This is a genomic window from Pseudoalteromonas neustonica (assembly GCF_001653135.1).
GTDB lineage: Bacteria > Pseudomonadota > Gammaproteobacteria > Enterobacterales > Alteromonadaceae > Pseudoalteromonas > Pseudoalteromonas neustonica.
Genome location: NZ_BDDS01000007.1, coordinates 65,215 through 90,271, shown reverse-complemented (window position 1 = coordinate 90,271; position 25,057 = coordinate 65,215). Strand labels below are relative to the sequence as shown.

Genomic DNA, 25,057 nt, shown 5'->3' with positions numbered 1-25,057 from the left:
TATTCACCAGCTATTATTCGCGGACTTGCCCTTCACCATTAACAAGGTATTTCTCTGTTGTTAATGATTCTAGGCCCATAGGCCCATAAGCATGCAGCTTTGAAGTTGCTATACCAATTTCAGCGCCTAAGCCTAGCTGCGAACCATCAGAAAAACGTGACGATGCATTCACCATCACAACTGAGGCATCAACGCTACGTTGAAATAACTCTGCAGTAGCTTGATTTTTTGTACAAATAACTTCTGTGTGATGTGAGCCAAATTGTGAAATATGGTCAATCGCACCAGCAAAATCCGATACAATGCGAATTGCAATTTCTAAATCGAGGTACTCTTCACCAAACTGGTCTGCTTCAAGTACTGTTGCATCATCAAAATACTTTGCAGCTTGGCTATCGGCATTTATCTTCACACCTTCTTGGCGCAACACAACTGCACATAAGTTTAAAAATTCATCAGCAATATCTTGGTGTACAACCAAGCCTTCAAGCGCATTACATACACCTGTACGCTGTGTTTTACCATTAAGTAATAAGTTAACTGCCACTTCTAAATCGGCATCCTTATCCACATACAAATGACACACACCTTTAAAATGTTGGATCACGGGAATAGTGCTATTGTCAGTCACAAAATTGATCAACCCCTCACCACCGCGTGGGATTATTAAATCAATGCTGTCGCGTTGCTGCATAAGTTCCATGAGTAAACCACGGTCTGGATCAGGAATAACTGAAATTAACGCTGCAGGCAAATTATGCTGTTCAAGCACTTGATGCATAACACTTGCTATTGCTTGTGAGCTTTTCAATGCTTCTTTACCGCCACGCAATATAACGCTATTACCTGATTTAAAACACAAAGCGCCTGCATCTGCAGTGACATTAGGACGTGCTTCATAAATCATGCATACCACACCCAGTGGCACACGCATTTTGCGAATTTTGATACCATTTGGTCGCTCAGTAATATCACGTAACTGTCCAACTGGATCATCAAGACTTACGATAACCTCAATCCCCTCAGCCATCGCTTCAATGCGCTCATCGTTGAGTGTTAAACGGTCGATCATCGACGCTGCTAAATTATTATCACGCGCCGCAGCCAAGTCACTTTCGTTTTCTTTGATGATAAATACTTTTTGTTCACGTAATGCAGTTGCCATATCTAATAAAACATGGTTTTTTGTCTCGGTATCGAGTAAAGCTAACTGATGTGCAGCTTTAGCTGCTTGACGTGAAATATCCGTAATTAAACTCATGACTTCTCCAATAATGCGATATCTTTTTCTGAAATAACAGGCCCAATTGAATCTTGCATTTTGTCGCTAAATTCACTTTGCTCGTTATCCGCTATAAAATTCAATAAACAACTACTGTAGTTGGCCGTCGCTTTAGCTAAGCGAGTGCCATCATTACTACGTACTAAAATAGTATCACCAACAGCAAATTCACCATGAACGGCAACGATTTCATCACCGCGGATGCAACCAGTTTCACCCTCTAAAGATTCATCATATGAACCTTCAACAACCACTTCACCCTGCTCATTTGCGGTGTGGGTCATCCAATGCACGGCTTCTTGCATTGGTTTCTCGTAAGGTAGGAAAATTGTCCCAGGGTTTTTACCTTCAAGTAACTGCGTAAAAGTCTGCTCTTTAAACCCATTAATAATATAAGTAACGATGCCGTGTGACGTCGCCTTTTCAGCCGCTTCAATCTTGGTTTTCATCCCACCTGTGCCAACCGCGCTTGTTGCACATCCTGCCATTGCATAGATTGACTCATCTATTGACTTAATTTCAGGTAATAACACCGCATCATCATGTAAATTTGGGTTTTTATCATAAAGCCCATCAACATCTGAAAAAATCATTAGCGCATCGGCATCAGCCGCCGCCGCAACCATGGCTGATAAATTGTCATTATCACCCACTTTTAAATCATCTGTTGTTACCGTGTCATTTTCATTCATGATGGGCAGCACACCATGCTCTAATAAAGTGAATACTGTTTCACGAATACTTTGATAGCGCTCACGGTCACGTAAATCACCATGTGTTAATAAAATCTGGGCCGATGGAAAATCAAAAAAACGGTCCCACATCGCCATCATTTCTGTTTGGCCTGCTGCGGCCATCGCCTTTTTCATCTTCACCGTACGCTCTTGTGTCGCTGGGAATAAGTGTGCACCAGCGGCTACTGAGCCTGACGACACTAAAATCACTTCGATTCCCTGACTACGACAACGAACAATAAACTGTGCGATGGTTAATAAATAACGTGAACGGCAACCATCTTGGTCTGGTGCAATTAGTGCACTACCCACTTTAAGTACGATACGTCGCCAATTTAACTTTTGCATAAGTGTTCAACTTTCCATTTTAACTATGACGACCCTCTTGGGGTCAGTCTGAAAACAATCACCTAATTTTCTTATTAGGTTACGAGTTAGCATTTTGTATATTCCATTTTTCACTTATCACTTTTCTGCGCTCGGCAAAAAGCCGATCACTAAGTTTTACAACAAAGTGGATTGCAGGTATAGCATAACTTTGCTCAATCATTAGACTGAACTGTTATAAAATAAATAAAAAGTGTTGTTTATGCATCGCTGTAAAAGACTGTGTGAGGCCTTTTTATTAACAACATACATAGAGCCTCTAGAGTCTGGTACACCAACAGATAGGGTGATGACTCAAGGACCGAGATTTGCTCACCACGATGGGTGTCAAATATTGGAAATAACAATTCAACACGAAAGGTATTTCGTCTCCGAATAATGGAACAGCCTTTACGGTTAACTATTATTAAAAAGTGAATTTAAACATACAAAACATCGTTCAAAGAATTAAAAGCTTGATTTTTAAGTATATAAATATAGTAACCTCAATTAAAACTACTAAATAAATCAGTAGTAAAAAATAACTATATGTATTCGCTTATATTAAGCTTAATATTAATTAGATAACTAATTGTTTGAACACTAACTATAATACGCTAATATCGACCTAGAGATCAAGGCTACATTTCGCCCACATAGTTTATTAACTGCACAGCAAAGGTTAAATACTCTTCATATTCAATAGGTTAAGCTGATGTTAATTACGTTAGATTTATTCAAAACGACTAAATTATCATTTCTTCCACAAATAAATTTATAAACAGCTAAAATTCTATTAGGAAAAGTTCACATACACGTGTATACCCCTGTATTATTCGTTTTGTAAGCTTATACCCAAACCACCTCACGATACAGAATTCAGCGTTTCACAGGAGCTTAGTATCAAGGCGTTACTTTGTAAGAATGGTAATCCCTTTTAAGAAGTAGCAACGCAGGGAATAAGTGCCTGTGCAACGCCCTAATGGTTGGTTTAAAAGCGATTTATGCTGCGTTATCGATTTTAATAAGGGAATAACCATTCTCTGCAATCAATGCCTTGCCTAAATCGCTTTTAATTCCAACTGAAGCTCGAATCTTGAGGTGGTTTGGATATATCCCCTAATTATAAATAAGGAATACTTCATCTATGTCAGCTATTTATATCGCAGGAATCGCCCTTTGCTCGGTTTTGGCCCAGTGGGTAGCCTGGGGTTTCCGTGTCCCTGCTATTTTATTCTTGTTACTTACAGGGTTGCTGTTAGGCCCTGCGACTGGTTTATTAGACCCTGACGCACTGCTTGGCGATTTACTCTTTCCTGTGGTTTCTCTGAGTGTTGCAGTCATTTTATTTGAAGGCTCATTAACATTGCACTTTAGAGAGCTCAAAGGTATCGGTAAGGTGGTCCGAAATTTATGCTCTATTGGTATGATTGCTACCTGTATCGTTATCAGTTTAAGTGCTTATTGGATTTTAGAGCTCAACTGGCGCGTTGCGGCAGTGCTCGGCGCTGTATTAGTAGTTACTGGCCCAACGGTAATTGCGCCATTATTAAACTCAATGCGACCGACTCAAGATATTGACCGTATCCTACGCTGGGAAGGCATTGTAATTGATCCTATCGGTGCTTTATTTGCCGTATTAGTGTTTGAAGCCGTTATGCTCGTGGGTCAAGGTGAGGTCTTTTTGCATACTGTAGTCGCTTTATTTAAGACTCTAGGCGTGGGCTTATCTATTGGTGTATTTGCTGGATGGTTAACCACACAGCTTATTCGTAGAGAGTGGTTACCTTTTGAATTACATAAGTTTGGTATACTTGCTTTAGTGTTAATTAGCTTTAGCATCTCAAATTACCTTAGCCATGAGTCAGGCTTATTGGCGGTTACTGTATTTGGTATTTGGTTAGCTAATCAAGACGACTTAGAAATAGATTCAGTGTTAGAGTTTAAAGAAGATTTATCTATGATCTTAATTTCTACACTGTTTATTTTACTCGCTGCCCGTTTAGAACTATCTGATTTGATGATGCTTGATAGTGATGTGTTTATCTTTCTCGCTATTGTATTGTTTATTGCGCGCCCATTGTGTATCGCAATATCTACATATGGTACAGATCTTCCGGTTAAATCACGATTGGTGCTAGCGTGGATTGCGCCTCGCGGTATCGTCGCTGCGGCTGTAGGCTCTGTGTTTGCATTAAGTATGATGGAGGCGGGTGTTGCCGATGCTGAAAAAATAGTCCCATTGATCTTCACCGTGATTATTATCACCGTGGTACTGCAAAGCTTAACAGCAATCCCTGTAGCTAAACTACTTGGTGTACGCCAACCGTCGCCAAATACAATTTTGATTATTGGTGCAAACCATGTCGCAAGAGCGATTGCGTGCGGATTGAAAGAGCAAAATATTCCAGTGCATTTATCTGATCCTGCTTGGGAAAACTGTCGTATGGCGCGCATGGACGGCCTAGCATGTTATTATGGTAACCCGCAGTCTGAGCATGCTGAACGCTATTTACCCTTAACAACTATTCGTAGTGTTATTGCATTGTCGCCTAATCGCCATCATAACGCGCTCGGTGTGCAGTACTTTTCGCATTTACTCAATGAGAAGAATGTATTTTCTCTACGCTCTTCGAACACTCATGCCAAGGCAAATAAAGACAGCGCAACATTCTTATCACGCCAAATTTTATTTGGTGATAGCGGTTCATATGCACGTTTAAGTAGCCTAATTGCCAAAGGGGGCAAGGTCAGTGCGACGCGTATTTCTGAAGAGTTTAGCTGGGAGCAATACCTAGAGATGAACAGCGAAGCTATCCCATTGTTCATTCTAAATGGCGATAAAGATAGCGATGACGATACACCAATCAAGCTGCGTCCGTTTACTATTAATATGGATAAACCCCCACAAGAAGGTGAGCGCGTTGTAGCTATGCTACCACCTAAAATGTCGGTGTTAAAAGATCCTAACAACGGTAAAAACAAAGAACCAAAAGAAATTAGAGAATAAACAAAAGGGCTAGGTGAAAAACCTAGCCCTTTTGTTTTTAATAAATTTTATTGTTAAACTTTTTTCTTTGGATTTCAAACTACCTAACCCAAGCTTGCTGCGCTAAAATTAACACCTCAGCCTTGCTAACTTCATTCCTACATAGGCAAACGGGCACGCGCAATAACACTGTCTGGCATTTTTTGCGCAAGTTGGGCTAACGCTGTTTCTATCTTTTGATGAGTCGCTTTATCTGCAACCATGGCATGAAATAACCAGCGATAAGCATCTTCATAGTCACGCGGGCTGCCGAACCCATCATTAAATAATTTAACTAATCTTAATTGCGCTTTTAGATTCCCTTGTGCTGATGCTTCTCGTAAATAGGTCACCGCCATCGCTTTATCTTTTTGTACCAATCGGCCAATGTCGTAGTAGCGCCCTAATTGCTCTAATGCCGCCGCTAAGCCTTGTCCTGCAGCTTGGCGCATGTAGTACACACCTAACTCCACATTGCGATCAACACACACGGCATAAGCCAGCATATCGCCATATAAAAATTGATACGATGGCAGTGCCATTTTATTGGCTCGTGCCTCAATATCCTGTACTAACTGGCAATCATCTGCCTTAACGCGTGCTAAATGTGTATTCTTATTAATTAACGCTAACAGCTCTGTTTCTGTGTACAGTGGAACTGCAGCCAGCTGTTCTTGGGCTTGGGTGTGGCTTGCTAGCAATAACGATAGCGGCACTAATGATAAACAAGTTAACAAACGCATTTAGGTCACTTTAAATTTAAAACCATCTTATTAAAGTTTATACAAAGATCGTTCCAGAATAAAAGTTAATCACGATTATTTATCACAATCGTAATTAACAGACACAAAAAAAGCTGCACAAGGCAGCTTTTTTAGTTCTATTAGTAATTATGCAAATGGGTTGCGTAATACCATAGTTTCTACACGATCAGGACCGGTAGAAATAATATCAACAGGTACACCTGTGATTTCTTCAATACGTTTGATGTAATCAAGCGCTGCTTTTGGAAGCTGTTCAACAGTAGTTGCGCCTACTGTGTTTTCGCTCCAACCTGGCATCTCTTCGTATACTGGTGTTACTTTTTCGTAACCTTCAGCTGCAAGTGGCGTCACGTTCGTGATTGTGCCATCTTCTAACCGATAACCAGTACAGATTTTAAGTGTTTCTAAACCATCTAAAACGTCAAGTTTAGTTAAACAAAAACCTGAAATAGAGTTGATTTGTACTGCACGGCGCATTGCCACAGCATCCAACCAACCAGTACGACGAAGTCGACCAGTTGTAGCACCAAACTCATGACCAACAGTACCCAAGTGTTTACCAACTGGATCTTGCTTATCAACACCATCGTAAAGTTCTGTCGGGAAAGGACCTGAACCTACACGTGTTGTATACGCTTTGATAATACCTAACACGTAATCAAGATTTAGTGGACCAAAACCAGCACCTGTAGCAACACCACCGGCAGTAGTATTAGACGACGTAACGTACGGGTAAGTACCGTGATCGATATCTAGTAATGTACCTTGTGCACCTTCAAACAAGATGTTGTCACCCGCTATACGCGTTTGATCAAGTAACTCTGTTACATCAACAACCATTGCTTTTAGGATATCTGCAACAGCCATTGCATCATCAAATGTCTTTTGGAAATCTACTGCATCTACTTTGTAGTAATTTACTAAAGTAAAGTTATGGTATTCCAATACTTCTTTAAGCTTCGCTGCAAATAGTTCAGGATTAAATAAATCACCGATACGTAAACCACGACGAGCTACTTTATCTTCGTAAGCTGGACCAATACCACGACCTGTAGTACCAATAGCTTTATTACCGCGTGCTTTTTCACGGGCTACATCTAATGCGATGTGGAAAGGCAGAATAAGCGGACATGCTTCGCTGATCAATAAACGCTCGCGTACTGGTACGCCACGCTCTTCAAGCATGCCAATCTCTTTCATAAGCGCTTCAGGTGATACAACTACACCATTACCAATCACACACTTAACATTGTCACGTAATACACCCGATGGAATAAGGTGTAAAACTGTCTTTTCACCTTCGATAACCAAAGTGTGACCTGCGTTGTGGCCACCTTGGTAACGAACTACTAAAGATGCTTTGTCTGTAAGGAGGTCAACTACCTTACCCTTACCTTCGTCACCCCATTGGGTGCCTAATACAACAACGTTTTTACCCATTGTAAATTCACTTAGAAAAAATTAGGACGAGATTTTACCAGAAAATGAGGGTAAAGATCACCCCCGTTTAGGTTATTTTTTCTGCTTGATCGTTAATTGACCGCAACAACAAAAATTAACTGGTTGAATAACATTAAGTTACTCACAAAAATTCGTCTCACTAAAAGAAAAACCCTGCATACACAGGGTTTGGATTTATTCTACATGTAAGGAAATAATTACTGCGCAGTCGCGCCTTTCATGTATTTAAAGAAGTCACTATCAGGTGATAACACCATTACATCTTGCTTATCTTTAAAGGTCTTTTTATAAGCCTCTAATGAACGTACAAAACTAAAGAACTCAGGATCTTTATTATACGCATTAGCATAAATTTCAGCTGCTTGGGCATCACCTTGACCACGAACACTTCGCGCATTTCGCTCAGCATCTGCTAGCATTACCGTTACACGACGGTCAATTTCAGCACGAATAGTTTCGGCTTTTTCTTGACCTTCAGAACGGTGCTCTTTTGCCACTGCAGTACGCTCTGCGCGCATACGTTGGTAAATAGAGCTACTGACTTCTTGTGGCAGGTTAATTTGCTTAACACGTACATCAAGCACTTCAATACCTAGCTCTTTTGCACTTTCTGATGCTTGAACTAGTGCTTCTGCCATTAACTCGCTACGTTCACCTGAGACAATCTCTCGGATTGTACGCGAACCAAAGTTTGTACGAAGGCCGTTATTTACTTTTTGCTTAAGTAGCGTTTCAGCGTATTGCTTGTCGCCACGAGCACGTAAGTAAAAAGCGCTAAAGTCATCTACACGCCACTTAACAAACGAATCAACGATTAAGTCTTTCTTTTCGCTAGTAACAAAACGATCCGGCGCACCATCTAAAGTCTGAATACGCGCATCAATACGGCGTACTTGACTAAAGAAAGGCACTTTGAATTGTAAACCTGGGCTGTAAACGATTGCTTGATCATCACTGTCTTTTTGAACTTTACTGAATAGCATTACAATTGCTTTTTGCCCTTCAGGTACTACAAAAACAGACGAAAAAGACAACACAATGGCCGCTAATAATATAACTAAACTAAAGTTTTTCATTGCGCTTATCTCCCATCATTAAAGCGATCAGCACCAAAGCGGTCTGAACTTGAGTTCACAGTGCTATTGCGTGATGTGTTAACTTTATTGCGTAAATCGTTGATATCACTTGAGCTAGGCAGCGCAACACGTGTTGCAGTTCCTTGCTTTTCCATGATTTTATCAAGCGGTAAATACATCATATTATTGCCGCCTTTTACATCAACTAGCACTTTTGAGCTACTACCAAGTACTTCTTCCATCGCATCAATATATAAACGCTCACGTGTTACACGTTTTGCAGCTTGATATTGTGGTAACAATTTCTCAAATCGAGCAACTTCACCTTGCGACTCTAGAATAATACGCTCGCCATAACCTTCCGCTTCTTGCGTCATACGCGTAACTTGACCACGAGCACGCGGTTCAATTTCACGGGCATACGCTTCAGCTTCACGTATAAAGCGCTGTTCATCTTCTTGCGCAGCAATAGCATCATCAAAGGCGTCTTTAACCTCTGCCGGTGGGCGAGAATCTTTAAAGTTTACGTCAGTGACGATTAAACCAAGATTGTAAGGTTCAACAATTTTGTTCAATTCATCCCATGTACGTTGACGCACAATTTCACGACCATTCGTTAGCACTTGGTCCATTTTTGAATGACCAACTACATAACGTAGTGCACTTTCTAATGCTTCCTCTAAACTTGAATCAGCATTAGTTACACTAAATTTATAAAGGTATGGGTCAATAACACGATATTGCACTTGGAACTCAACGCTTACTACGTTTTCGTCTTCAGTGAGCATAAAACCAGACGTCGATAATGAACGAACTGCTTCAATATCTACTGGAAGTACGGTTTCAATAAAGGTCATTTTCCAGCGTAAACCTGGATCGGCAATGCGTTCAAATTTACCAAATTGTAAAACGATTCCGCGTTCAGCTTCTTTGACAGTATAAATACCGCTCAAAGCCCAAACAATCACAGCAATAATTAGTATGAATGAAAGCCCTGCACCGCCAAGTCCACCACCTTCTTTGCCGGGTTTATTACCGCCAAATAAGCCGCCAAACTTGTTGCTGAACTTACGAAACACCTCGTCTAAATCAGGTGGGCCTTGATCACGTCCGCCTTTTTTGTTCCACGGATCTTTGTCATTGCCATTATTACCCGGTTCATTCCAGGCCATAGCTATACTCCATTGTTATCAAAATAATCTTGGTAATTACGTTAAATCTAACAAAAATAACGCACTTCTCATACTAAAAACGACAGTGTGCGGTAGATTTCTAGTTTAACAAAATAAATGAGTCAATTTCAGGACCAAACTCTTTTTTGAGTTTATTCCACTCTACCACAGGTAAACGAGTGGTCAGTAGCCATTGCCCTTGTTCGTCAAACGTCTCTTCATGCACCGCATTTAAATTAAACAGTGCAGCGCGTAAACGGCCATATTGTGGTGCTAGTTTTAGTGTTTTAGCAAACATTTTCTTTGCTAACAACTCACTTATGGCCTCAGATAACAGCTCACAGCCTGCACCACTGTGCGCAGATAACCACACACGAATCGGCACACCTTCGTCATCACGGTCAATACGCGGTGAAACATCTTCTAGCGCATCAATTTTGTTATAAACTAATAATTGTGGTACTTCATCAGCTTCAATTTCTTTAAGTACCGATTGTACCTGTTCTATATTCTCTTTACGACGCTCATCAGCAACATCTACAACATGTAATTGTAAATCGGCTTCACGGGTTTCCGTTAACGTCGCTTTAAATGCGGCGACTAAATCATGCGGTAAGTGACGAATAAATCCGACTGTATCCGCTAAAATTATCGAGCCAACATCGTCTATTTCAAGTTTACGTAATGTTGGGTCTAACGTTGCAAATAATTGATCTGCTGCGTATACATTAGAATTAGTGATACGGTTAAATAAGGTCGACTTACCCGCATTAGTATAGCCTACAAGCGATACCGTAGGTATTTCATTGCGATTACGCGCTCGTCTACCCTGCTCACGCTGTACTGCGACTTTCTCTAGGCGTGCACGGATACTTTGAATTCGCACTCTTAACAAGCGACGATCTGTTTCAAGCTGAGTTTCACCCGGGCCACGTAAACCAATTCCGCCTTTTTGACGCTCAAGGTGAGTCCAACCTCGAATTAAACGAGTGGACATATGGCGAAGCTGTGCTAACTCAACCTGCAATTTACCCTCATGGGTACGTGCACGTTGGGCAAAAATATCAAGTATAAGTGTCGTTCTATCAAGCACACGGCATTGGCAAACGCGTTCTAAATTACGTTCTTGCGATGGTCTAAGTTGATGATTGAAAATGACGACATCTGCATTGTGGATTTTGACAATCTCAGCGATCTCTTCTGCCTTACCGGTACCGACGAATAGTTTCGGATGTGGTGATTGACGGCTGCCTTGCACAACCGCCAAACTGCTAACACCAGCAGAAGATACCAACATTTCTAATTCATGAAGATCTTCACGATCTCCCTCTTTAGGAAAGTCGATATGAACTAAAACTGCCTGTTCGCCGGCTTTATAACGGTCAAACAAACATTACGCTCCTAATTTAAAAGTTTCCAGCTTCTGGCTCTTCGCCCTCTTCACTTCCTTGTACACCTTGGAAGTTAACAGCGCGAGCAGGAACTACGGTAGAAATGGCGTGTTTATACACCATTTGATTTACAGTATTCTCAAGCAAAATAACAAATTGATCAAATGACTGGATCTTACCTTGCAGCTTGATACCATTAACCAAAAATATTGATACTGGAATACGTTCACGACGTAACGCATTCAAAAATGGGTCTTGTAACGATTGGCCTTTTGCCATGTTATTTTCCTTCGTTCTAGGTGTTATTATAATTAAGTGGCTGAACTCATTTAACAAAGCTAAAAAACATTCAACTACTACTAGCTTAGCGAACTTACAACACGTTGCAAGTTTTCTTCATCACCCGTAGTGAGCCAAGTTACTTCGGGCCAGCTCCTCAACCACGTCAATTGACGCTTTGCAAGTTGCCGTGTTGCTGCAATACCGCGAAATACCATCTCATCATAGTCAGTTTCGCCAGCAATGTAATCCCACATTTGTCTATAACCTACGCAACGAATAGAAGGCAAATTAGGGTGTAAATCCTTACGTTGATATAGGGATGAAACTTCATTTTCAAACCCCTGATCAAGCATTATTTTAAACCTTTGTTCAATTCGCAGATGTAAATCAGCACGGTCATCCGGTGCAATAGCAAATTGATGAAAAGTATACGGTAAACTTGGCTGCTTGCATTTTTGCAATTCAGTCATAGTTTTGCCTGTTAAACGATACACTTCAAGCGCACGGTTAATGCGCTGCGAATCATTCTCGCTCATTTTTTGAGCCGCCTGAGGATCAATTGCCTCAAGCTCTTTATATAATGTTGGCCAGCCATGCTCATTTGCTTGCGATTCAAGCTCAGCACGTATAATAGGACACGCTTCTGGCAAAGGTGATAAACCGTCAATTAAGGCTTTAAAGTACATCATTGTACCACCAACTAATACAGGTACTTTACCTTGCTGATGAAATTGATCAATTTTTTCAATCGCATCACGGCGAAAATCAGCCACAGAGTAACTTTCACTCGGATCTATCAGATCAATTAAATGATGTGGTGCTAATGCAAGCTCGTCCGAGTTCGGTTTGGCTGTACCAATGTTCATATTTTTATACACTAAGGCTGAATCGACGCTGATTATCTCAGTTTTTAAATGCTGACATAAGGCGATTGCTAACGCAGTTTTACCTGCAGCTGTTGGGCCCATTAAAAAAATGACAGGTAAATTACTCAACTCGGTGACCTTAATCTAATTGTGCTAAAAAATGATTTAAATCTATTTTAACCGCTTTTGCCGATAAGCGCTGAATTGTTTGCGGATTATTTTGCATTCGCTTCATATCCAATGCAAAAGCCTGACTTGCAAAAAAACGTTCTGGTACTTGGCTCTGCAACCAACTAAGCCATTGTTCAATAGTCTCAAAGTTAGCTTTAGCTGCCGCTAGTAATATATTAATCGCATTACTAACATCGAGTAAGTACAAACATACAGGGAGCTTTTTAACCATTACAAAGTGTTTTTCCAAGAGCACGTCAAAACCCAAAAGCGTAAACCATGATTGCTGCTGCGTTAAACTCACATTGTCTTCTTTGCTTATATTAACCCGTACCGGTAATAATAACGCCTTACCCTCTAAGTGGCCTTGCTCTGTAATCACCTCAAGCCAATCATCTACTAATAAGTATTTAAAATGCGAACAATACAGCTGTTGCTGCTGACTAAACACACAACTACCGTCATCTTGAATTAATAACGGCTGAGCGCTGAGCACTTGCGAATGAGCTGCAATTGCAGGCGTGATTTCTGCAGCTCGATCAAAATGCGTTGCATGTTGCTCATTTACACCTTGGTAAAACGCACTAACATCCTGATGATTTGCTCTGCTAGCTTTACTGTCACGGCTACTATCTGTGGTGCTATATCCTGAACCACCTTTTGCTGCCGAATTAGCGTTGTAACTCACACTATCTGTAGGCTGAAGGCTTGACTTAGGATAATCAAATAAACTACTTTCAGCGTGCAGTCGTGAAGTTGAAGCTTCTTCAGTTTGAAGAGGCTGATTATTATCTTGATGGTTAACGGAGTGAGTAACACCTGTGAATTCATCTTGTAATGGGACTACAACTTGTTTGATTGCCTGTAAAATAAAGTCATGGACTAAACGACCTTGATGAAAACGCACTTCGTGTTTCGCAGGGTGTACATTTACATCAACCTGACGCGGGTCAATATCAATATAAATTACAAAACCGGGTAGCTCTTCTTGCCCTGCGACTTCTTCGAATGCTTGACGTATCGCGTGTAAAATAAGTTTATCGCGCATCATACGGTTGTTTACATAGGTATATTGCGTCGTATTGTTGGAGCCCACAGGCAACACCCAGCCATATAACTGCAAACCGGTATCACCCGACTCAATATATAAACTTTGCTCTGCAAAGGCTTTACCTGCAACTTGAGCTACACGGGCTATTGCTTGAGCAGGGTCAGTTTTAGCACGGTATTGTCGTACAACTTTATCGTTATGCGTAAGCGTAATTGATACATCAAAGCGACTTAACGCAATACGTTTAATTAGCTCATCAATATGGTTGAATTCGGTTTTTTCAGTTCGTAAAAATTTGCGCCGTGCGGGCGTATTAAAAAATAAGTCTTTCACTTCAATTGTCGTGCCGTCAGGGTGCGCTGTTGGTTTTATTTGCACCGCCATATCACGACCTTCAGCAAATGCCTGCCACGCAGCCTCTTGCTCTTTGGTTTTTGAGCTCAAAGTTAACCGCGATACCGAGCTTATCGAAGCCAATGCTTCACCACGAAAACCCAATGAGCAAATATTCTCTAAATCATCGAGGGACTTTAATTTACTGGTCGCATGGCGAGAAAGCGCAAGCGTTAGCTCGTCTTTATTAATACCCGAACCATTATCACGAATACGAATAAGCTTATGACCGCCACGTTCAATATCTATTTGAATGCGTGTCGCACCTGCATCTAAGCTATTTTCAACAAGCTCTTTAACAACGGATGCTGGCCGTTCGACCACTTCACCTGCTGCAATTTGGTTAGCTAACCGCGCTGGAAGTATTTCAATACTCATGGTGTTTTAACCTAATTATATACGTTGTACTGATCATTATTAGCTTTGTGGAATATCGAGCTCTTGACCAATAAATAAGGTGTTTGATTTAAGTTTATTCACCTGCTTAAGCTTACCTATAGAGACCCCATAACGGCTCGCTAGCAAACTCAAGGACTCACCAGGGCGTACTTTATGCTTGGTAGGGTATTTTGATTTTAATGACGCGAACAGCGAGTCATCCGGTGGATTTTTTAAATAATAACTTTTAATTGCTGTAAATATCGCTTTTGCTAAACGCTCTTGGTGGTTAGCACTTTTTAATAGTTTTTCTTCGCGTGGATTGGATATAAAACCTGTTTCGACCAAAATTGACGGTATATCTGGCGACTTAAGCACTCCCAAACTGGCAGCTTGTGGCTCTTTTTTGTGTAGCTTGGCCACTTTTTTTAGCTCTTGCACCATTTCTTCAGCAACGTTAAAGCCCGTCTTCATCGAGTGATCCATTGACATATCAAGCAACGCTTGCGCTAAATATTTTTCACTTGCAGTGTCTTTAATTACATCAGCAGCACCACCGAGCAATTCGGAGTGTTTTTCTTTATCTTCTATCCATTTAGCCGTTTCGGAGTTCGCTCTGCGCAACGATAACACCCAAACAGAGGCACCGCTTGGCTGTGGGCTAGTAAATGCATCTGCATGAATAGAAACAAAAAAATCTGCTTTTTTCGCACGAGCTCGGCTAGTTCGCGTATTAAGTTTTACAAAGTAATCACCGCTGCGTACCATGCGTGAAATCATCCCGCGTTCGCCGTCAATCATGCGCTCTAAACGTTTAGCAATTTGCAGTGTAATGGTTTTTTCGTAAGTACCTGACGGCCCAATTGAGCCGGGATCTTCTCCGCCATGTCCAGCATCAATTGCAATGACAATATCACGTTGCTGCTTAAGCTCACGCTTTTTAACCGTAGAATTTCCGTTTGATGTATTTGGCTGTGCTTGCTCTTTATCATATAAATCCACCACCAAGCGATTTTTATATGGACCCGTCGGGGCTAAAGCAAATATCACTGGCTTAACAGCGCCAGTTAGCTCAAATACAAGCCTAACACCGTGCTTATTTTTTGCCTTTGAATATCTTAATTTACTAACAATTTGGTGTTTTTTTGGAATGCTGGGCAAATATTTTATTTTATTAGTGTCTTCTAAATCAACCACTAAACGTAATGGATTTTTCAGCATAAAATAACTAAATTCTGGTTTATCCGTTAAGTCGAATACTACCCGAGTACTATCCGGTGATGGCCAAACTCGTACGCTATTGATAGTATTTTTCGCATACAAATGACTGCTGACAACAAGCAACAGTAAAGTACACATCCACTTAATGATAGTTTGACTCATTTGACCCAATACACCTTTATTATTGTTTAAGAATGTAACTACTCGATCTGGTTTTTGAGCTTATCTATAATATTAGCACCACGAGTACTAATGCTTTGAATCTCAATTTCTCGCGCATCGCCTACATATCGCAAAGTAATATCTAAATCAGGAGTCGGAATAAACTCCCCGCCTTTTTCAGGCCATTCCACCACACAAATAGCTGTAGGCGAAAAATAGTCGCGAATTCCCATATACTCTAACTCTTCAGGATCGCCAAGGCGATATAAATCAAAGTGATACACATTTGCTTCAGCCAGTTCATACGGTTCAACTAAAGTGTAAGTTGGGCTTTTAACCTTACCCTGATGGCCAAAACCTTGCACCACACCACGCGTTAAAGTCGTTTTACCCGCTCCTAAATCACCGTGTAAATAAATTACTGCGCCTTGGTCTATAAACTCGGCAAGCTTATTGCCCATTTTTACCGTTGCAGCTTCATCAGCGAGTTGAAAACCAACACTGTGCGTCATCCGTACCCCATGAAAAACAAATAAATCATTACTTAATTAATCATACCAGATTATTTTCTTAAGGCGAATCAGCGATCATCAGACACAAAAAAGTCGGCAAAGTTGCCGACTTTTTAAATAACGACTGTAAACGTTATTACAAACCTAATTTTTTCTCAAGATAATGGATGTTAGTACCACCATTTTGGAAATTTTCATCGGCTAAAATGCGTTTATGCAGTGGTGTATTGGTTTTGATACCGTCAATCACAAGCTCATTCAATGCGTTACGTGCACGGGCAATGGCTACATCACGGTTTTCACCGTAAGTGATCAATTTGCCAATCATTGAATCATAGTGTGGTGGTACTGTGTAGTCAGCATAAATATGGCTGTCCCAACGAATACCTAAACCACCCGCTGGATGGAAACGCGTGATCTTACCCGGTGATGGGATAAACGTTTCAGGGTCTTCTGCGTTAATACGACATTCAATAGCATGACCACGAATAACCACGTCATCTTGCGTGAATGATAACGGTTGACCAGCAGCAATTTTTAATTGTTCTTTGATTAAATCAACGCCAGTAACCATTTCTGTTACTGGGTGCTCAACCTGAATACGGGTGTTCATTTCAATGAAGTAGAACTCACCATTTTCGTATAAGAACTCAAATGTACCCGCACCACGATAACCGATTTCGATACATGCACGTGTACAACGCTCACCGATAAACTTACGCACTTCAGCAGTAATACCTGGTGCTGGCGCTTCTTCAACTACTTTTTGATGACGACGTTGCATAGAACAATCACGTTCACCTAGGTGAACTGCATTGCCTTGGCCGTCAGCTAAAACTTGAATTTCGATATGACGTGGGTTTTCAAGGAATTTCTCCATGTAAACCATACTATTACCAAAAAACTGCTTAGCTTCTTGCTGCGTTAAAGCAATTGAGTCAATTAACTCTGCTTCGCTACGAACAACACGCATACCACGACCACCACCGCCACCAGCCGCTTTGATGATTACAGGGTAACCAATGCGCTTAGCTATTTGCATATTACGGTCTTTATCATCCGATACCGGGCCATCAGAACCAGGAACACACGGTACACCCGCTTTACGCATTGCGTTGATTGCTGATACTTTATCGCCCATTAAACGAATTGTATCGCCTGTTGGGCCAATAAATACAAAACCACTTTGTTCAACTTGATCAGCAAAATCAGCGTTTTCTGCAAGGAAACCATAACCTGGGTGAATAGCGACTGCATCTGTTACTTCTGCCGCAGCAATAATGCGCGGAATATCTAAGTAACTTTCAGTAGCAGCAGGTCTACCAATACAAATTGTTTCATCTGCAAGCAATACGTGCTTAAGATCGCGATCTGCCGTTGAATGAACAGCAACCGTTTTGATCCCAAGCTCTTTGCAGGCGCGCAATATACGAAGTGCAATTTCACCTCGGTTTGCAATGACTACTTTATCTAACATTAGAGTTGGCCTTTTAGGTTACGCTATTATTCAATAATGAATAAAGGTTGATCAAATTCTACTGGCTCGCCATTTTCAACTAAAATAGCTTTAACGGTACCCGCTTTATCTGATTCAATTTGGTTCATCATTTTCATCGCTTCGATGATACAAAGCGTGTCACCTACTTTAACTTGCGAACCAACTTCAACATATAAAGGCGCTTCTGGAGAAGCTGCTGAGTAGAATGAACCAACCATTGGCGATAATACTTGATGACCTGTTGGACCTGCTGGTGCTGGCGCTTCTGCGCTTGCAACTGGTGCCGCAGCTACTGGAGCCGGAGCGGGTGCATACTGTGGTGCATATTGTGGAGCGTAAGCAGGACCTGCGCTCATGTTATTACGATTGATACGTACTGACTCTTCACCTTCGGTGATTTCTAATTCAGCAATACCTGATTCTTCTACTAGTTCAATTAGCTTTTTGATCTTGCGAATATCCATGAACGACCCGCCTGTTAGTTTGTTAGTTTAAAATTAATTCGAGTTTTGCAACCGATGTACCGCAGCCTCAAGTGCTGAACGATAACCCATTGCGCCTAATCCACATATTACGCCTTGCGCCACATCAGAAAAATACGAATGATGACGAAACGCTTCCCGCGCGTGCACATTAGTTATGTGCACTTCATAAAACGGAATATCAACACTCAGTAGAGCATCACGTAAAGCCACGCTTGTATGCGTAAATGCCGCTGGGTTGATAATAATGTAATCGATAGTTTGCCACGCACTGTGTATGTGCTCTATTAAAGCTTGCTCACTATTACTTTGATAATGCGTTAACTCAACATCTAGACCATCAGCAACCACTGTTAGTTCGCTCATGATATCGCTAAGTGTTTGTGAACCGTACTTTTCTGGTTCACGCTTACCAAGCATATTTAAGTTAGGGCCATTTACAACTAAAAGTTTAAATTTTGCAGCCATAATACGCGATAATCCTATAAATAATGAGTTAAGCCATTTTGATTAGAAATCCCCATAAAATGTAAGGGGTGAAAACTAAAATAGCAACCATTTCTCACGTTAACCACCTATTATAGTCAGTTCGATGTAAATAGCAGCAAAATACTGGTCTAATGACTAAGGCTAGGAACAAAAATAAAAACGCCACTTATAATAAGTGGCGTTTAAAATAACGTTAAAAAAGTACTTATTTAACGTTATTACTTACCTTTGCCAAATGCTCAGCAAAGTCATTTGCGTTTAAGAAGCCCGTCACACGCTGTGCGCCAAGCTCTTCGCCTTGCATATCAAAAAATAAAATGCTTGGTAAACCAAATACCGTAAACTCTTCCATTACTTCAATTGTAATGTCGTCACTTTCGGTTAAATCAATTTTAAGTAACTCGAAGTTAGCAAATTCAGCTTGCACTTTAGCGTCTGGAAAGGTGTATTTTTCGAATTCTTTACACGCAACACACCATTCAGCATATAAGTCGACCATCACTAATCGGCCCTCGTTATTAGCATCACCAATTGCTTGTTTAAGTTCAGCTAAGTTCGCAACTAACTTAAAGCCACGCTCTTGCTGCTCGTCATTTGTGGTACTAACAACTTGGGCTGTTGGCCATATATAATTTTTAGTTAAGCTCGCACCACCTACAACTAATAGCGTTGCAGCAAACCACAGAGCTGTTTTTAATTTACCTTGTGTTTGAGCACTCTGCCAATGATGCAAGTACAAAGCTGTTGCTAGCGCTAATAAACCCGCCATTAGTAATATAATGTCAGCATCCACAATGCGCTCTAGCAATATTAGTGGCACTACTAACATGATAAAACCAAACAGGGTTTTAACTTGCTCCATCCATCCACCCGCTTTAGGTAACAACTTACCACCAGATGTTCCAAGTAGTAATAATGGAATCCCCATGCCTAAGCTTAAAACATATAAAGTCAAACCACCCACCAGGTAGTCGCCGCTTTGTGCCACAAATAATAACGCGGCTGACAACGGTGCTGTTGTGCAAGGTGATGCAATTAAGCCTGATAATACGCCCATCAAAAACACACCAATATAATTGCCGCCTTTTTGATTGTTACTAACCTGCGTGAGCTTGTTCATCATACCGCTGGGGAGCTTTATTTCGTACCAGCCAAACATCGACATAGCGAGTAAAACAAACAATAAGCTAAAACTAATTAATACTGTCGGGTGTTGCAAATAGCCTTGTACTTGACCGCCTAAAGATGCAACCACCAATCCTAATGCTGCATACGTGACTGCCATCCCTTGGATATATATAAAAGACAACGCAAATGCTTTTTTAGTTGAGAGATTTTTTTGCCCGGCAATTAAGCTCGATAGAATCGGAAACATCGGAAACACACACGGTGTGAAGGCAAGGCCAATACCCACTAAAAAGAAGATCGCTAAATTAGCCAACAAACCTTGTGATGCGAGTTTTTCAGTAAAGTTTAATTCTTTTTCAGGATCATCCTCTTGAACTACAGCATCTTCTGGAGAATGAGGCGATTCAATACCAAGTGCTGTAAGTGCATTGCCTGCAGTTGCCGAATCCGGCGCATTCTTAATCGCAACTGTTTCCCCTGCAATAACACTTAAAGGAATAGAGATAATTTCTGGCGGGTAGCATAGCCCTGCTTCTGCGCAGCCTTGATAGCGCACCTTAACAATACCATCTTGAGCAACATTGCTTAGTTTGCTGATTACACTTAATGAATCAAAAAATACTTCAGTCTTACCAAAGAATTCATCTTCAATAACGACGCCCTTGCCAAGCTCTGGCACTTGAATGTTTGCGCCTTTGCCAATAATTTCGAGCTTCTTTTTATACAAATAATAACCAGGAGCAATATCCCAACCAATAAAAAGTGTATTGCCTTGCTGATCAAAATCAAACGAGAATGCTTGATCAACAGGTAAAAACGTTTGCTCTGCGGGTTGCAGTAAATCACTTAATAAATTATTAGTTGTAGCCTGCGCTGGCATCAGCGAGAGCGCACAAAGCAATAAAATAAAACAACGCATTAATTAAGTACCTCATCCATCCAATTAAAGTAGGCCAAATTGCCTGTTGATACGTCCACTACCTGAATCTCAGGGATCTCATAACTATGCAATTTTTTTATAGTTTGGATCACTTGGTTCATTTTTTCTGACTTAGTTTTAATTAATAACTTACACTCAGTTGCATGTGTAACTTCACCTTCCCACATGTAAACTGATTCTACATTTGGAAGAATACTCACGCAGGCTGCTAATTTCTGCTGAACAAGTTGCTCTGCCATAGCGCGCGCTTCACTTGCATTAGCGCAAGTGGTAAAAACAAGCCGAAAATGAGTCGTCATATTGAACCTTTAATTGATTGCTTTGCCCAACCCATAGTAGCTGATAGCTAAGGCAAAGTGTAGCCAAGCGCATAACCCAATATCACTGCTCTTGAAAAAAGACCTTACTACCCATATTTATATTTCATACACTCACTTGAGTGACCATTATTTAGAGAGTTTTATGTTTAGATTTTTATTCTTGTTATTTATTCTCGTGCCGATTATTGAAATCGCATTATTAATTCAAGTCGCTGATGTGATTGGCGGCTTTGCCACAATCGCGCTGGTTGTTATAACTGCCATTGTGGGTGCCAAATTAGTTAAAACACAAGGTATGGGTGCATTACAAAACGTACAACTGCAAATGGCACAAGGGCAAATGCCTGCTAAAGAACTATTTACCGGTTTATGTGTGATTATCGCTGGCGTTTTACTCCTTACTCCCGGCATTATGACCGATGTATTTGGCTTTTTATTACTAACGCCTGTCATTCGTAATAAACTAGCTGCAGGCCTTGCCAGTCAAGCAACTGTACGCATGAGTGCAGGCATGCAACAAGGTCCTTCACCATTTACACAACAGACTCAACAAGAGCCAGAACCGCGTAAAATGAGTGAGCCAACCACGATTGATGGTGAATACGAGAGAAAAGATTAAATTTTTTAATTTTTTCACTTGGATTTTGACTCACCACCCCCATTACTGAGTACAACTAAACCAATTGCGCTAAACCATAAGGTTCCAGCCAATTGGTACACACACAACTTTTTTCTGTCCTGTTCAGAAACTGTTAGGAGAACTAAAAAATGAACATTCGTCCTTTACATGATCGCGTGATCGTTGAGCGCCTAGAAGAAGAAACTAAATCAGCTGGCGGTATTGTATTAACTGGTTCTGCGGCTGAGAAATCAACCCGCGGTAAAGTTGTCGCTGTTGGTAATGGCCGTACTCTAGATAACGGTGATGTGAGAGCATTAGAAGTTAAAGTCGGTGACACTGTGTTATTCGGCTCATATGTTGAAAAAGCAGAAAAGATCGAAGGTCAAGAGTACCTGATCATGCGTGAAGACAATATTTTAGGCATTGTAGGCTAAACCTACTTTTCGTTTAACATACATTTAGAATTTAAAGGAAATTAATCATGGCAGCAAAAGAAGTACTTTTTGCAGGTGACGCACGCGCTAAAATGCTAGCTGGCGTAAACATCTTAGCAAACGCAGTTCGCGTAACATTAGGTCCTAAAGGCCGTAACGTAATCCTAGACAAATCATTTGGCTCACCAGTGATCACTAAAGATGGTGTATCAGTGGCGAAAGAAATCGAACTTGAAGACAAGTTTGAAAACATGGGCGCACAAATGGTTAAAGAAGTTGCATCAAAAGCAAACGATGCAGCCGGTGACGGTACAACTACAGCTACAGTGCTTGCACAGTCTATTGTAAATGAAGGCTTAAAAGCAGTTGCTGCGGGCATGAACCCAATGGATCTTAAGCGCGGTATCGATAAAGCAATCATCGCTGCAGTTGCTGAGCTTAAAGAACTTTCAGTTCCATGTGCTGATGCAAAAGCAATCGCACAAGTAGGTACTATTTCAGCTAACTCTGATAAAGAAATTGGCGACATCATTGCAGAAGCAATGGAAAAAGTAGGCCGTAACAGTGGTGTAATCACTGTTGAAGAAGGCCAATCACTTGAAAACGAACTAGATGTTGTTGAAGGCATGCAGTTTGACCGTGGTTACCTTTCTCCATACTTCATCAACAACGCAGAAAAAGGCGCTGTTGAATTAGACAATCCGTTTATTCTACTTGTAGACAAAAAAGTATCTAACATCCGTGAGTTACTTCCTACATTAGAAGCGGTTGCTAAAGCAAGCAAACCACTACTAATCATTGCTGAAGACCTTGAAGGTGAAGCGCTAGCTACATTAGTTGTTAACAACATGCGTGGTATCGTTAAAGTATCAGCAGTTAAAGCACCAGGCTTTGGCGACCGTCGTAAAGCAATGCTACAAGACATCGCTGTATTAACTGGCGCAACAGTTATCTCTGAAGAAATCGGCTTAGAGCTTGAAAAAGCCACGGTTGAAGACCTAGGTACTGCTAAACGCGTTGTGATCACTAAAGATGACACAACAATCATCGATGGTGCTGGCGAAGAAGATGGCATTACAGGTCGTGTTGCACAAATCAAAGCACAAATCGAAGAAGCAACGTCTGACTACGACAAAGAGAAGCTACAAGAGCGCATGGCAAAACTTGCCGGCGGTGTTGCAGTAATCAAAGTAGGCGCAGCGACTGAAATCGAAATGAAAGAGAAAAAAGACCGCGTTGAAGATGCATTACATGCAACTCGCGCTGCGGTTGAAGAAGGTGTAGTACCTGGTGGCGGTGTTGCACTAGTACGTGCAGCAAATAAGCTTATTGATTTAGTTGGCGACAACGAAGATCAAACGCACGGTATTAAAGTAGCACTTCGTGCTATGGAAGCCCCACTTCGTCAAATCGTAACTAACGCAGGTGACGAAGCGTCTGTTGTTATTAACGCAGTTAAAGGCGGCGAAGGTAACTTTGGTTACAACGCAGCCACTGGCGAATACAACGACATGATTGAAATGGGTATCTTAGATCCAACTAAAGTAACGCGCTCTGCACTACAATTTGCAGGCTCGATTGCGGGTCTTATGATCACTACTGAAGCCATGGTAGCTGAAATCCCTAAGGATGAAGCTGGCGCACCTGATATGGGTGGCATGGGCGGAATGGGTGGCATGGGCGGCATGATGTAAATCAGTCCCTAAGCACCTCGCTTATAAAAACCCAGCTTCGGCTGGGTTTTTAGCTTTAAGAGCAACAATAAAGTAGCAAATAAAATAATTCCCCCTTCTGTAAGTCAGGATTTATCCCGAAAATTCTTCTAACTAAAGTCAGACCTACACGTGAATCACACATGGCATTTAACTTACCAGCCTTTTGTCCTCGGGTTATGTCTCCTTATATGTTAAAACACTTTTAAGCATTTTATTATTTCAAAGTAACGCGATGACAAATATAAAACAGCACATTGGTAGTATGGCTTTAGTTGTAAAAAATTATGATGACGCGATTGCATTTTACACACAAAAACTGAGTTTTTATTTGGTTGAAGATACTGATCTTGGCAATGGTAAGCGTTGGGTATTAGTGTCACCACCCAACTCCAATGGCACTAACCTATTACTCGCTAAAGCAAGTACACCAGAGCAATTAGAAGCTATTGGTAACCAAACGGGTGGCCGTGTGTTTTTATTTTTACACACTAATGATTTTTGGCGTGATTATAAAACGATGCAAAAAAATGGCATTAGATTCAACGAGCAGCCGCGCGAAGAAGCCTACGGTACTGTGGTGGTATTTGAAGATTTGTACGGTAATAAATGGGATTTGTTGCAGTTGAATAAATAGTACAAGGCTGCATTAAAAATACAGCCTTGAATGCTTATTGCCCTTCTGATTCAGCTAAAGGAGAATGACCGCCCGCCCAATAATTTGCAGTCGCAGTTGCACACCAATTAACATCTGCCCATGTGTAATCTTTATAGTAAATTTTATCTACACAGCCTTCGACTTCATGCTCTCCACGGCCAACATCAACAATACAAACATTACCATTACAACTATTAGGTCGAGGGGTTGCGCCGTACGATGCAATATTCCATGTCACACTCTGTATAGGTTTGCTTGCATTGACCTTAAATACAATTGCACCTTGTCTATAGCTAGATAAAGGTCCACCACCAAAACACTGATTTTCCCTATATTCATCATAGGCTTGAGTATCAACATAACAAGATACTGTATCAGCCATTGCCACACCACTAAACATAGAAGCACCGAGTAAAGCCAAATATATTTTTTTCATTGAGAATATCCTTTTTATGATTATAAAA

At 41.0% G+C, this 25,057-nt stretch carries 23 protein-coding genes; 5 read left to right on the top strand and 18 right to left on the bottom strand.

Annotated features, from left to right (window positions below):
* Positions 1-13: 13 nt before the first annotated feature.
* Positions 14-1,261, bottom strand: a complete 1,248-nt coding sequence (locus A7967_RS12055) for a glutamate-5-semialdehyde dehydrogenase (RefSeq protein ID WP_054204515.1) — start codon at positions 1,259-1,261, stop codon at positions 14-16.
* A complete protein-coding gene (gene proB, locus A7967_RS12050) occupies positions 1,258-2,364 on the bottom strand; it encodes a glutamate 5-kinase (protein WP_054204516.1) in 1,107 nt (368 codons plus the stop codon). The genes A7967_RS12055 and proB overlap by 4 nt, the downstream gene beginning before the upstream one ends.
* Positions 2,365-3,529: 1,165 nt before the next feature.
* Between proB and A7967_RS12045 the strand changes: the two genes are divergently transcribed.
* Positions 3,530-5,392 (top strand): cation:proton antiporter, encoded by a 1,863-nt coding sequence (locus A7967_RS12045; RefSeq protein ID WP_054204517.1) that lies wholly within the window; start codon positions 3,530-3,532, stop codon positions 5,390-5,392.
* A 137-nt stretch (positions 5,393-5,529) separates the two neighbouring features.
* Here A7967_RS12045 and A7967_RS12040 read toward each other — a convergent pair whose 3' ends face one another.
* The 15 genes from A7967_RS12040 to cutA form a co-directional block, all read right to left on the bottom strand.
* Entirely contained in the window at positions 5,530-6,153 is a 624-nt protein-coding gene (locus A7967_RS12040) for a tetratricopeptide repeat protein (protein ID WP_054204518.1), read from the bottom strand.
* Positions 6,154-6,300: 147 nt separating this feature from the next.
* Entirely contained in the window at positions 6,301-7,614 is a 1,314-nt protein-coding gene (locus tag A7967_RS12035) for an adenylosuccinate synthase (RefSeq protein ID WP_054204519.1), read from the bottom strand.
* A gap of 218 nt (positions 7,615-7,832) precedes the next feature.
* Positions 7,833-8,711 (bottom strand): protease modulator HflC, encoded by an 879-nt coding sequence (gene hflC, locus A7967_RS12030; RefSeq protein WP_054204520.1) that lies wholly within the window; start codon positions 8,709-8,711, stop codon positions 7,833-7,835.
* Between the two features lie 5 nt (positions 8,712-8,716).
* Positions 8,717-9,883: an FtsH protease activity modulator HflK gene (gene hflK / locus A7967_RS12025; protein ID WP_054204521.1), complete on the bottom strand. Its 1,167-nt coding sequence runs from the start codon at positions 9,881-9,883 to the stop codon at positions 8,717-8,719.
* Positions 9,884-9,983: 100 nt separating this feature from the next.
* Entirely contained in the window at positions 9,984-11,273 is a 1,290-nt protein-coding gene (gene hflX, locus A7967_RS12020; RefSeq protein WP_054204522.1) for a ribosome rescue GTPase HflX, read from the bottom strand.
* A 16-nt stretch (positions 11,274-11,289) separates the two neighbouring features.
* Entirely contained in the window at positions 11,290-11,553 is a 264-nt protein-coding gene (hfq, locus tag A7967_RS12015; RefSeq protein WP_054204523.1) for an RNA chaperone Hfq, read from the bottom strand.
* Between the two features lie 80 nt (positions 11,554-11,633).
* Positions 11,634-12,524, bottom strand: coding sequence for a tRNA (adenosine(37)-N6)-dimethylallyltransferase MiaA (gene miaA / locus A7967_RS12010; protein WP_054204560.1), 891 nt, complete (start codon positions 12,522-12,524; stop codon positions 11,634-11,636).
* Positions 12,525-12,561: 37 nt separating this feature from the next.
* Positions 12,562-14,415 carry a DNA mismatch repair endonuclease MutL gene (mutL, locus tag A7967_RS12005; protein WP_054204524.1) on the bottom strand — a complete coding sequence of 618 codons (1,854 nt, stop codon included), beginning with the start codon at positions 14,413-14,415 and terminating at the stop codon, positions 12,562-12,564.
* A gap of 39 nt (positions 14,416-14,454) precedes the next feature.
* Positions 14,455-15,798: an N-acetylmuramoyl-L-alanine amidase gene (locus A7967_RS12000; protein WP_054204525.1), complete on the bottom strand. Its 1,344-nt coding sequence runs from the start codon at positions 15,796-15,798 to the stop codon at positions 14,455-14,457.
* A gap of 38 nt (positions 15,799-15,836) precedes the next feature.
* On the bottom strand, positions 15,837-16,310 hold the full coding sequence (tsaE, locus tag A7967_RS11995; RefSeq protein ID WP_054204526.1) for a tRNA (adenosine(37)-N6)-threonylcarbamoyltransferase complex ATPase subunit type 1 TsaE: 474 nt from the start codon (positions 16,308-16,310) through the stop codon (positions 15,837-15,839).
* A 136-nt stretch (positions 16,311-16,446) separates the two neighbouring features.
* Positions 16,447-17,787, bottom strand: a complete 1,341-nt coding sequence (accC, locus tag A7967_RS11990) for an acetyl-CoA carboxylase biotin carboxylase subunit (protein ID WP_054204527.1) — start codon at positions 17,785-17,787, stop codon at positions 16,447-16,449.
* A gap of 26 nt (positions 17,788-17,813) precedes the next feature.
* Positions 17,814-18,272 carry an acetyl-CoA carboxylase biotin carboxyl carrier protein gene (accB, locus tag A7967_RS11985; RefSeq protein ID WP_054204528.1) on the bottom strand — a complete coding sequence of 153 codons (459 nt, stop codon included), beginning with the start codon at positions 18,270-18,272 and terminating at the stop codon, positions 17,814-17,816.
* Positions 18,273-18,305: 33 nt separating this feature from the next.
* A complete protein-coding gene (aroQ, locus tag A7967_RS11980; RefSeq protein ID WP_054204529.1) occupies positions 18,306-18,758 on the bottom strand; it encodes a type II 3-dehydroquinate dehydratase in 453 nt (150 codons plus the stop codon).
* Between the two features lie 226 nt (positions 18,759-18,984).
* The gene (locus A7967_RS11975) at positions 18,985-20,826 is read right to left on the bottom strand and encodes a protein-disulfide reductase DsbD (protein WP_054204530.1); all 1,842 of its coding nucleotides are present in this window, start codon (positions 20,824-20,826) and stop codon (positions 18,985-18,987) included.
* Positions 20,826-21,146, bottom strand: a complete 321-nt coding sequence (gene cutA, locus A7967_RS11970; RefSeq protein ID WP_054204531.1) for a divalent-cation tolerance protein CutA — start codon at positions 21,144-21,146, stop codon at positions 20,826-20,828. Before cutA ends, A7967_RS11975 begins: the two co-directional genes overlap by 1 nt.
* Before the next feature lie 163 nt (positions 21,147-21,309).
* Between cutA and A7967_RS11965 the strand changes: the two genes are divergently transcribed.
* The 4 genes from A7967_RS11965 to A7967_RS11950 all read left to right on the top strand — a co-directional run bounded on the left by A7967_RS11965 (position 21,310) and on the right by A7967_RS11950 (position 24,572).
* Complete coding sequence (locus A7967_RS11965) at positions 21,310-21,786, top strand: FxsA family protein (protein WP_054204532.1); 477 nt, start codon at positions 21,310-21,312, stop codon at positions 21,784-21,786.
* A 149-nt stretch (positions 21,787-21,935) separates the two neighbouring features.
* Positions 21,936-22,223 carry a co-chaperone GroES gene (locus A7967_RS11960; protein WP_054204533.1) on the top strand — a complete coding sequence of 96 codons (288 nt, stop codon included), beginning with the start codon at positions 21,936-21,938 and terminating at the stop codon, positions 22,221-22,223.
* A 47-nt stretch (positions 22,224-22,270) separates the two neighbouring features.
* Positions 22,271-23,917: a chaperonin GroEL gene (groL, locus tag A7967_RS11955; protein ID WP_054204534.1), complete on the top strand. Its 1,647-nt coding sequence runs from the start codon at positions 22,271-22,273 to the stop codon at positions 23,915-23,917.
* A 253-nt stretch (positions 23,918-24,170) separates the two neighbouring features.
* Entirely contained in the window at positions 24,171-24,572 is a 402-nt protein-coding gene (locus A7967_RS11950) for a VOC family protein (RefSeq protein ID WP_054204535.1), read from the top strand.
* A 34-nt stretch (positions 24,573-24,606) separates the two neighbouring features.
* Here the strand turns inward: A7967_RS11950 and A7967_RS11945 are convergent, their stop codons facing one another.
* A complete protein-coding gene (locus A7967_RS11945) occupies positions 24,607-25,029 on the bottom strand; it encodes a hypothetical protein (protein WP_054204536.1) in 423 nt (140 codons plus the stop codon).
* Positions 25,030-25,057: the final 28 nt, after the last annotated feature.

Excerpts from the sequence above, each read along its gene's own strand:
- A7967_RS12055 (WP_054204515.1), bottom strand. The coding sequence starts at position 1,261 with ATGAGTTTAATTACGGATATTTCACGTCAAGCAGCTAAAGCTGCACAT.
- proB (WP_054204516.1), bottom strand. The coding sequence starts at position 2,364 with ATGCAAAAGTTAAATTGGCGACGTATCGTACTTAAAGTGGGTAGTGCA.
- A7967_RS12045 (WP_054204517.1), top strand. The coding sequence starts at position 3,530 with ATGTCAGCTATTTATATCGCAGGAATCGCCCTTTGCTCGGTTTTGGCC.
- A7967_RS12040 (WP_054204518.1), bottom strand. The coding sequence starts at position 6,153 with ATGCGTTTGTTAACTTGTTTATCATTAGTGCCGCTATCGTTATTGCTA.
- A7967_RS12035 (WP_054204519.1), bottom strand. The coding sequence starts at position 7,614 with ATGGGTAAAAACGTTGTTGTATTAGGCACCCAATGGGGTGACGAAGGT.
- hflC (WP_054204520.1), bottom strand. The coding sequence starts at position 8,711 with ATGAAAAACTTTAGTTTAGTTATATTATTAGCGGCCATTGTGTTGTCT.
- hflK (WP_054204521.1), bottom strand. The coding sequence starts at position 9,883 with ATGGCCTGGAATGAACCGGGTAATAATGGCAATGACAAAGATCCGTGG.
- hfq (WP_054204523.1), bottom strand. The coding sequence starts at position 11,553 with ATGGCAAAAGGCCAATCGTTACAAGACCCATTTTTGAATGCGTTACGT.
- miaA (WP_054204560.1), bottom strand. The coding sequence starts at position 12,524 with ATGGGCCCAACAGCTGCAGGTAAAACTGCGTTAGCAATCGCCTTATGT.
- mutL (WP_054204524.1), bottom strand. The coding sequence starts at position 14,415 with ATGAGTATTGAAATACTTCCAGCGCGGTTAGCTAACCAAATTGCAGCA.
- A7967_RS12000 (WP_054204525.1), bottom strand. The coding sequence starts at position 15,798 with ATGAGTCAAACTATCATTAAGTGGATGTGTACTTTACTGTTGCTTGTT.
- tsaE (WP_054204526.1), bottom strand. The coding sequence starts at position 16,310 with ATGACGCACAGTGTTGGTTTTCAACTCGCTGATGAAGCTGCAACGGTA.
- accC (WP_054204527.1), bottom strand. The coding sequence starts at position 17,787 with ATGTTAGATAAAGTAGTCATTGCAAACCGAGGTGAAATTGCACTTCGT.
- accB (WP_054204528.1), bottom strand. The coding sequence starts at position 18,272 with ATGGATATTCGCAAGATCAAAAAGCTAATTGAACTAGTAGAAGAATCA.
- aroQ (WP_054204529.1), bottom strand. The coding sequence starts at position 18,758 with ATGGCTGCAAAATTTAAACTTTTAGTTGTAAATGGCCCTAACTTAAAT.
- A7967_RS11975 (WP_054204530.1), bottom strand. The coding sequence starts at position 20,826 with ATGCGTTGTTTTATTTTATTGCTTTGTGCGCTCTCGCTGATGCCAGCG.
- cutA (WP_054204531.1), bottom strand. The coding sequence starts at position 21,146 with ATGACGACTCATTTTCGGCTTGTTTTTACCACTTGCGCTAATGCAAGT.
- A7967_RS11965 (WP_054204532.1), top strand. The coding sequence starts at position 21,310 with ATGTTTAGATTTTTATTCTTGTTATTTATTCTCGTGCCGATTATTGAA.
- A7967_RS11960 (WP_054204533.1), top strand. The coding sequence starts at position 21,936 with ATGAACATTCGTCCTTTACATGATCGCGTGATCGTTGAGCGCCTAGAA.
- groL (WP_054204534.1), top strand. The coding sequence starts at position 22,271 with ATGGCAGCAAAAGAAGTACTTTTTGCAGGTGACGCACGCGCTAAAATG.
- A7967_RS11950 (WP_054204535.1), top strand. The coding sequence starts at position 24,171 with ATGACAAATATAAAACAGCACATTGGTAGTATGGCTTTAGTTGTAAAA.
- A7967_RS11945 (WP_054204536.1), bottom strand. The coding sequence starts at position 25,029 with ATGAAAAAAATATATTTGGCTTTACTCGGTGCTTCTATGTTTAGTGGT.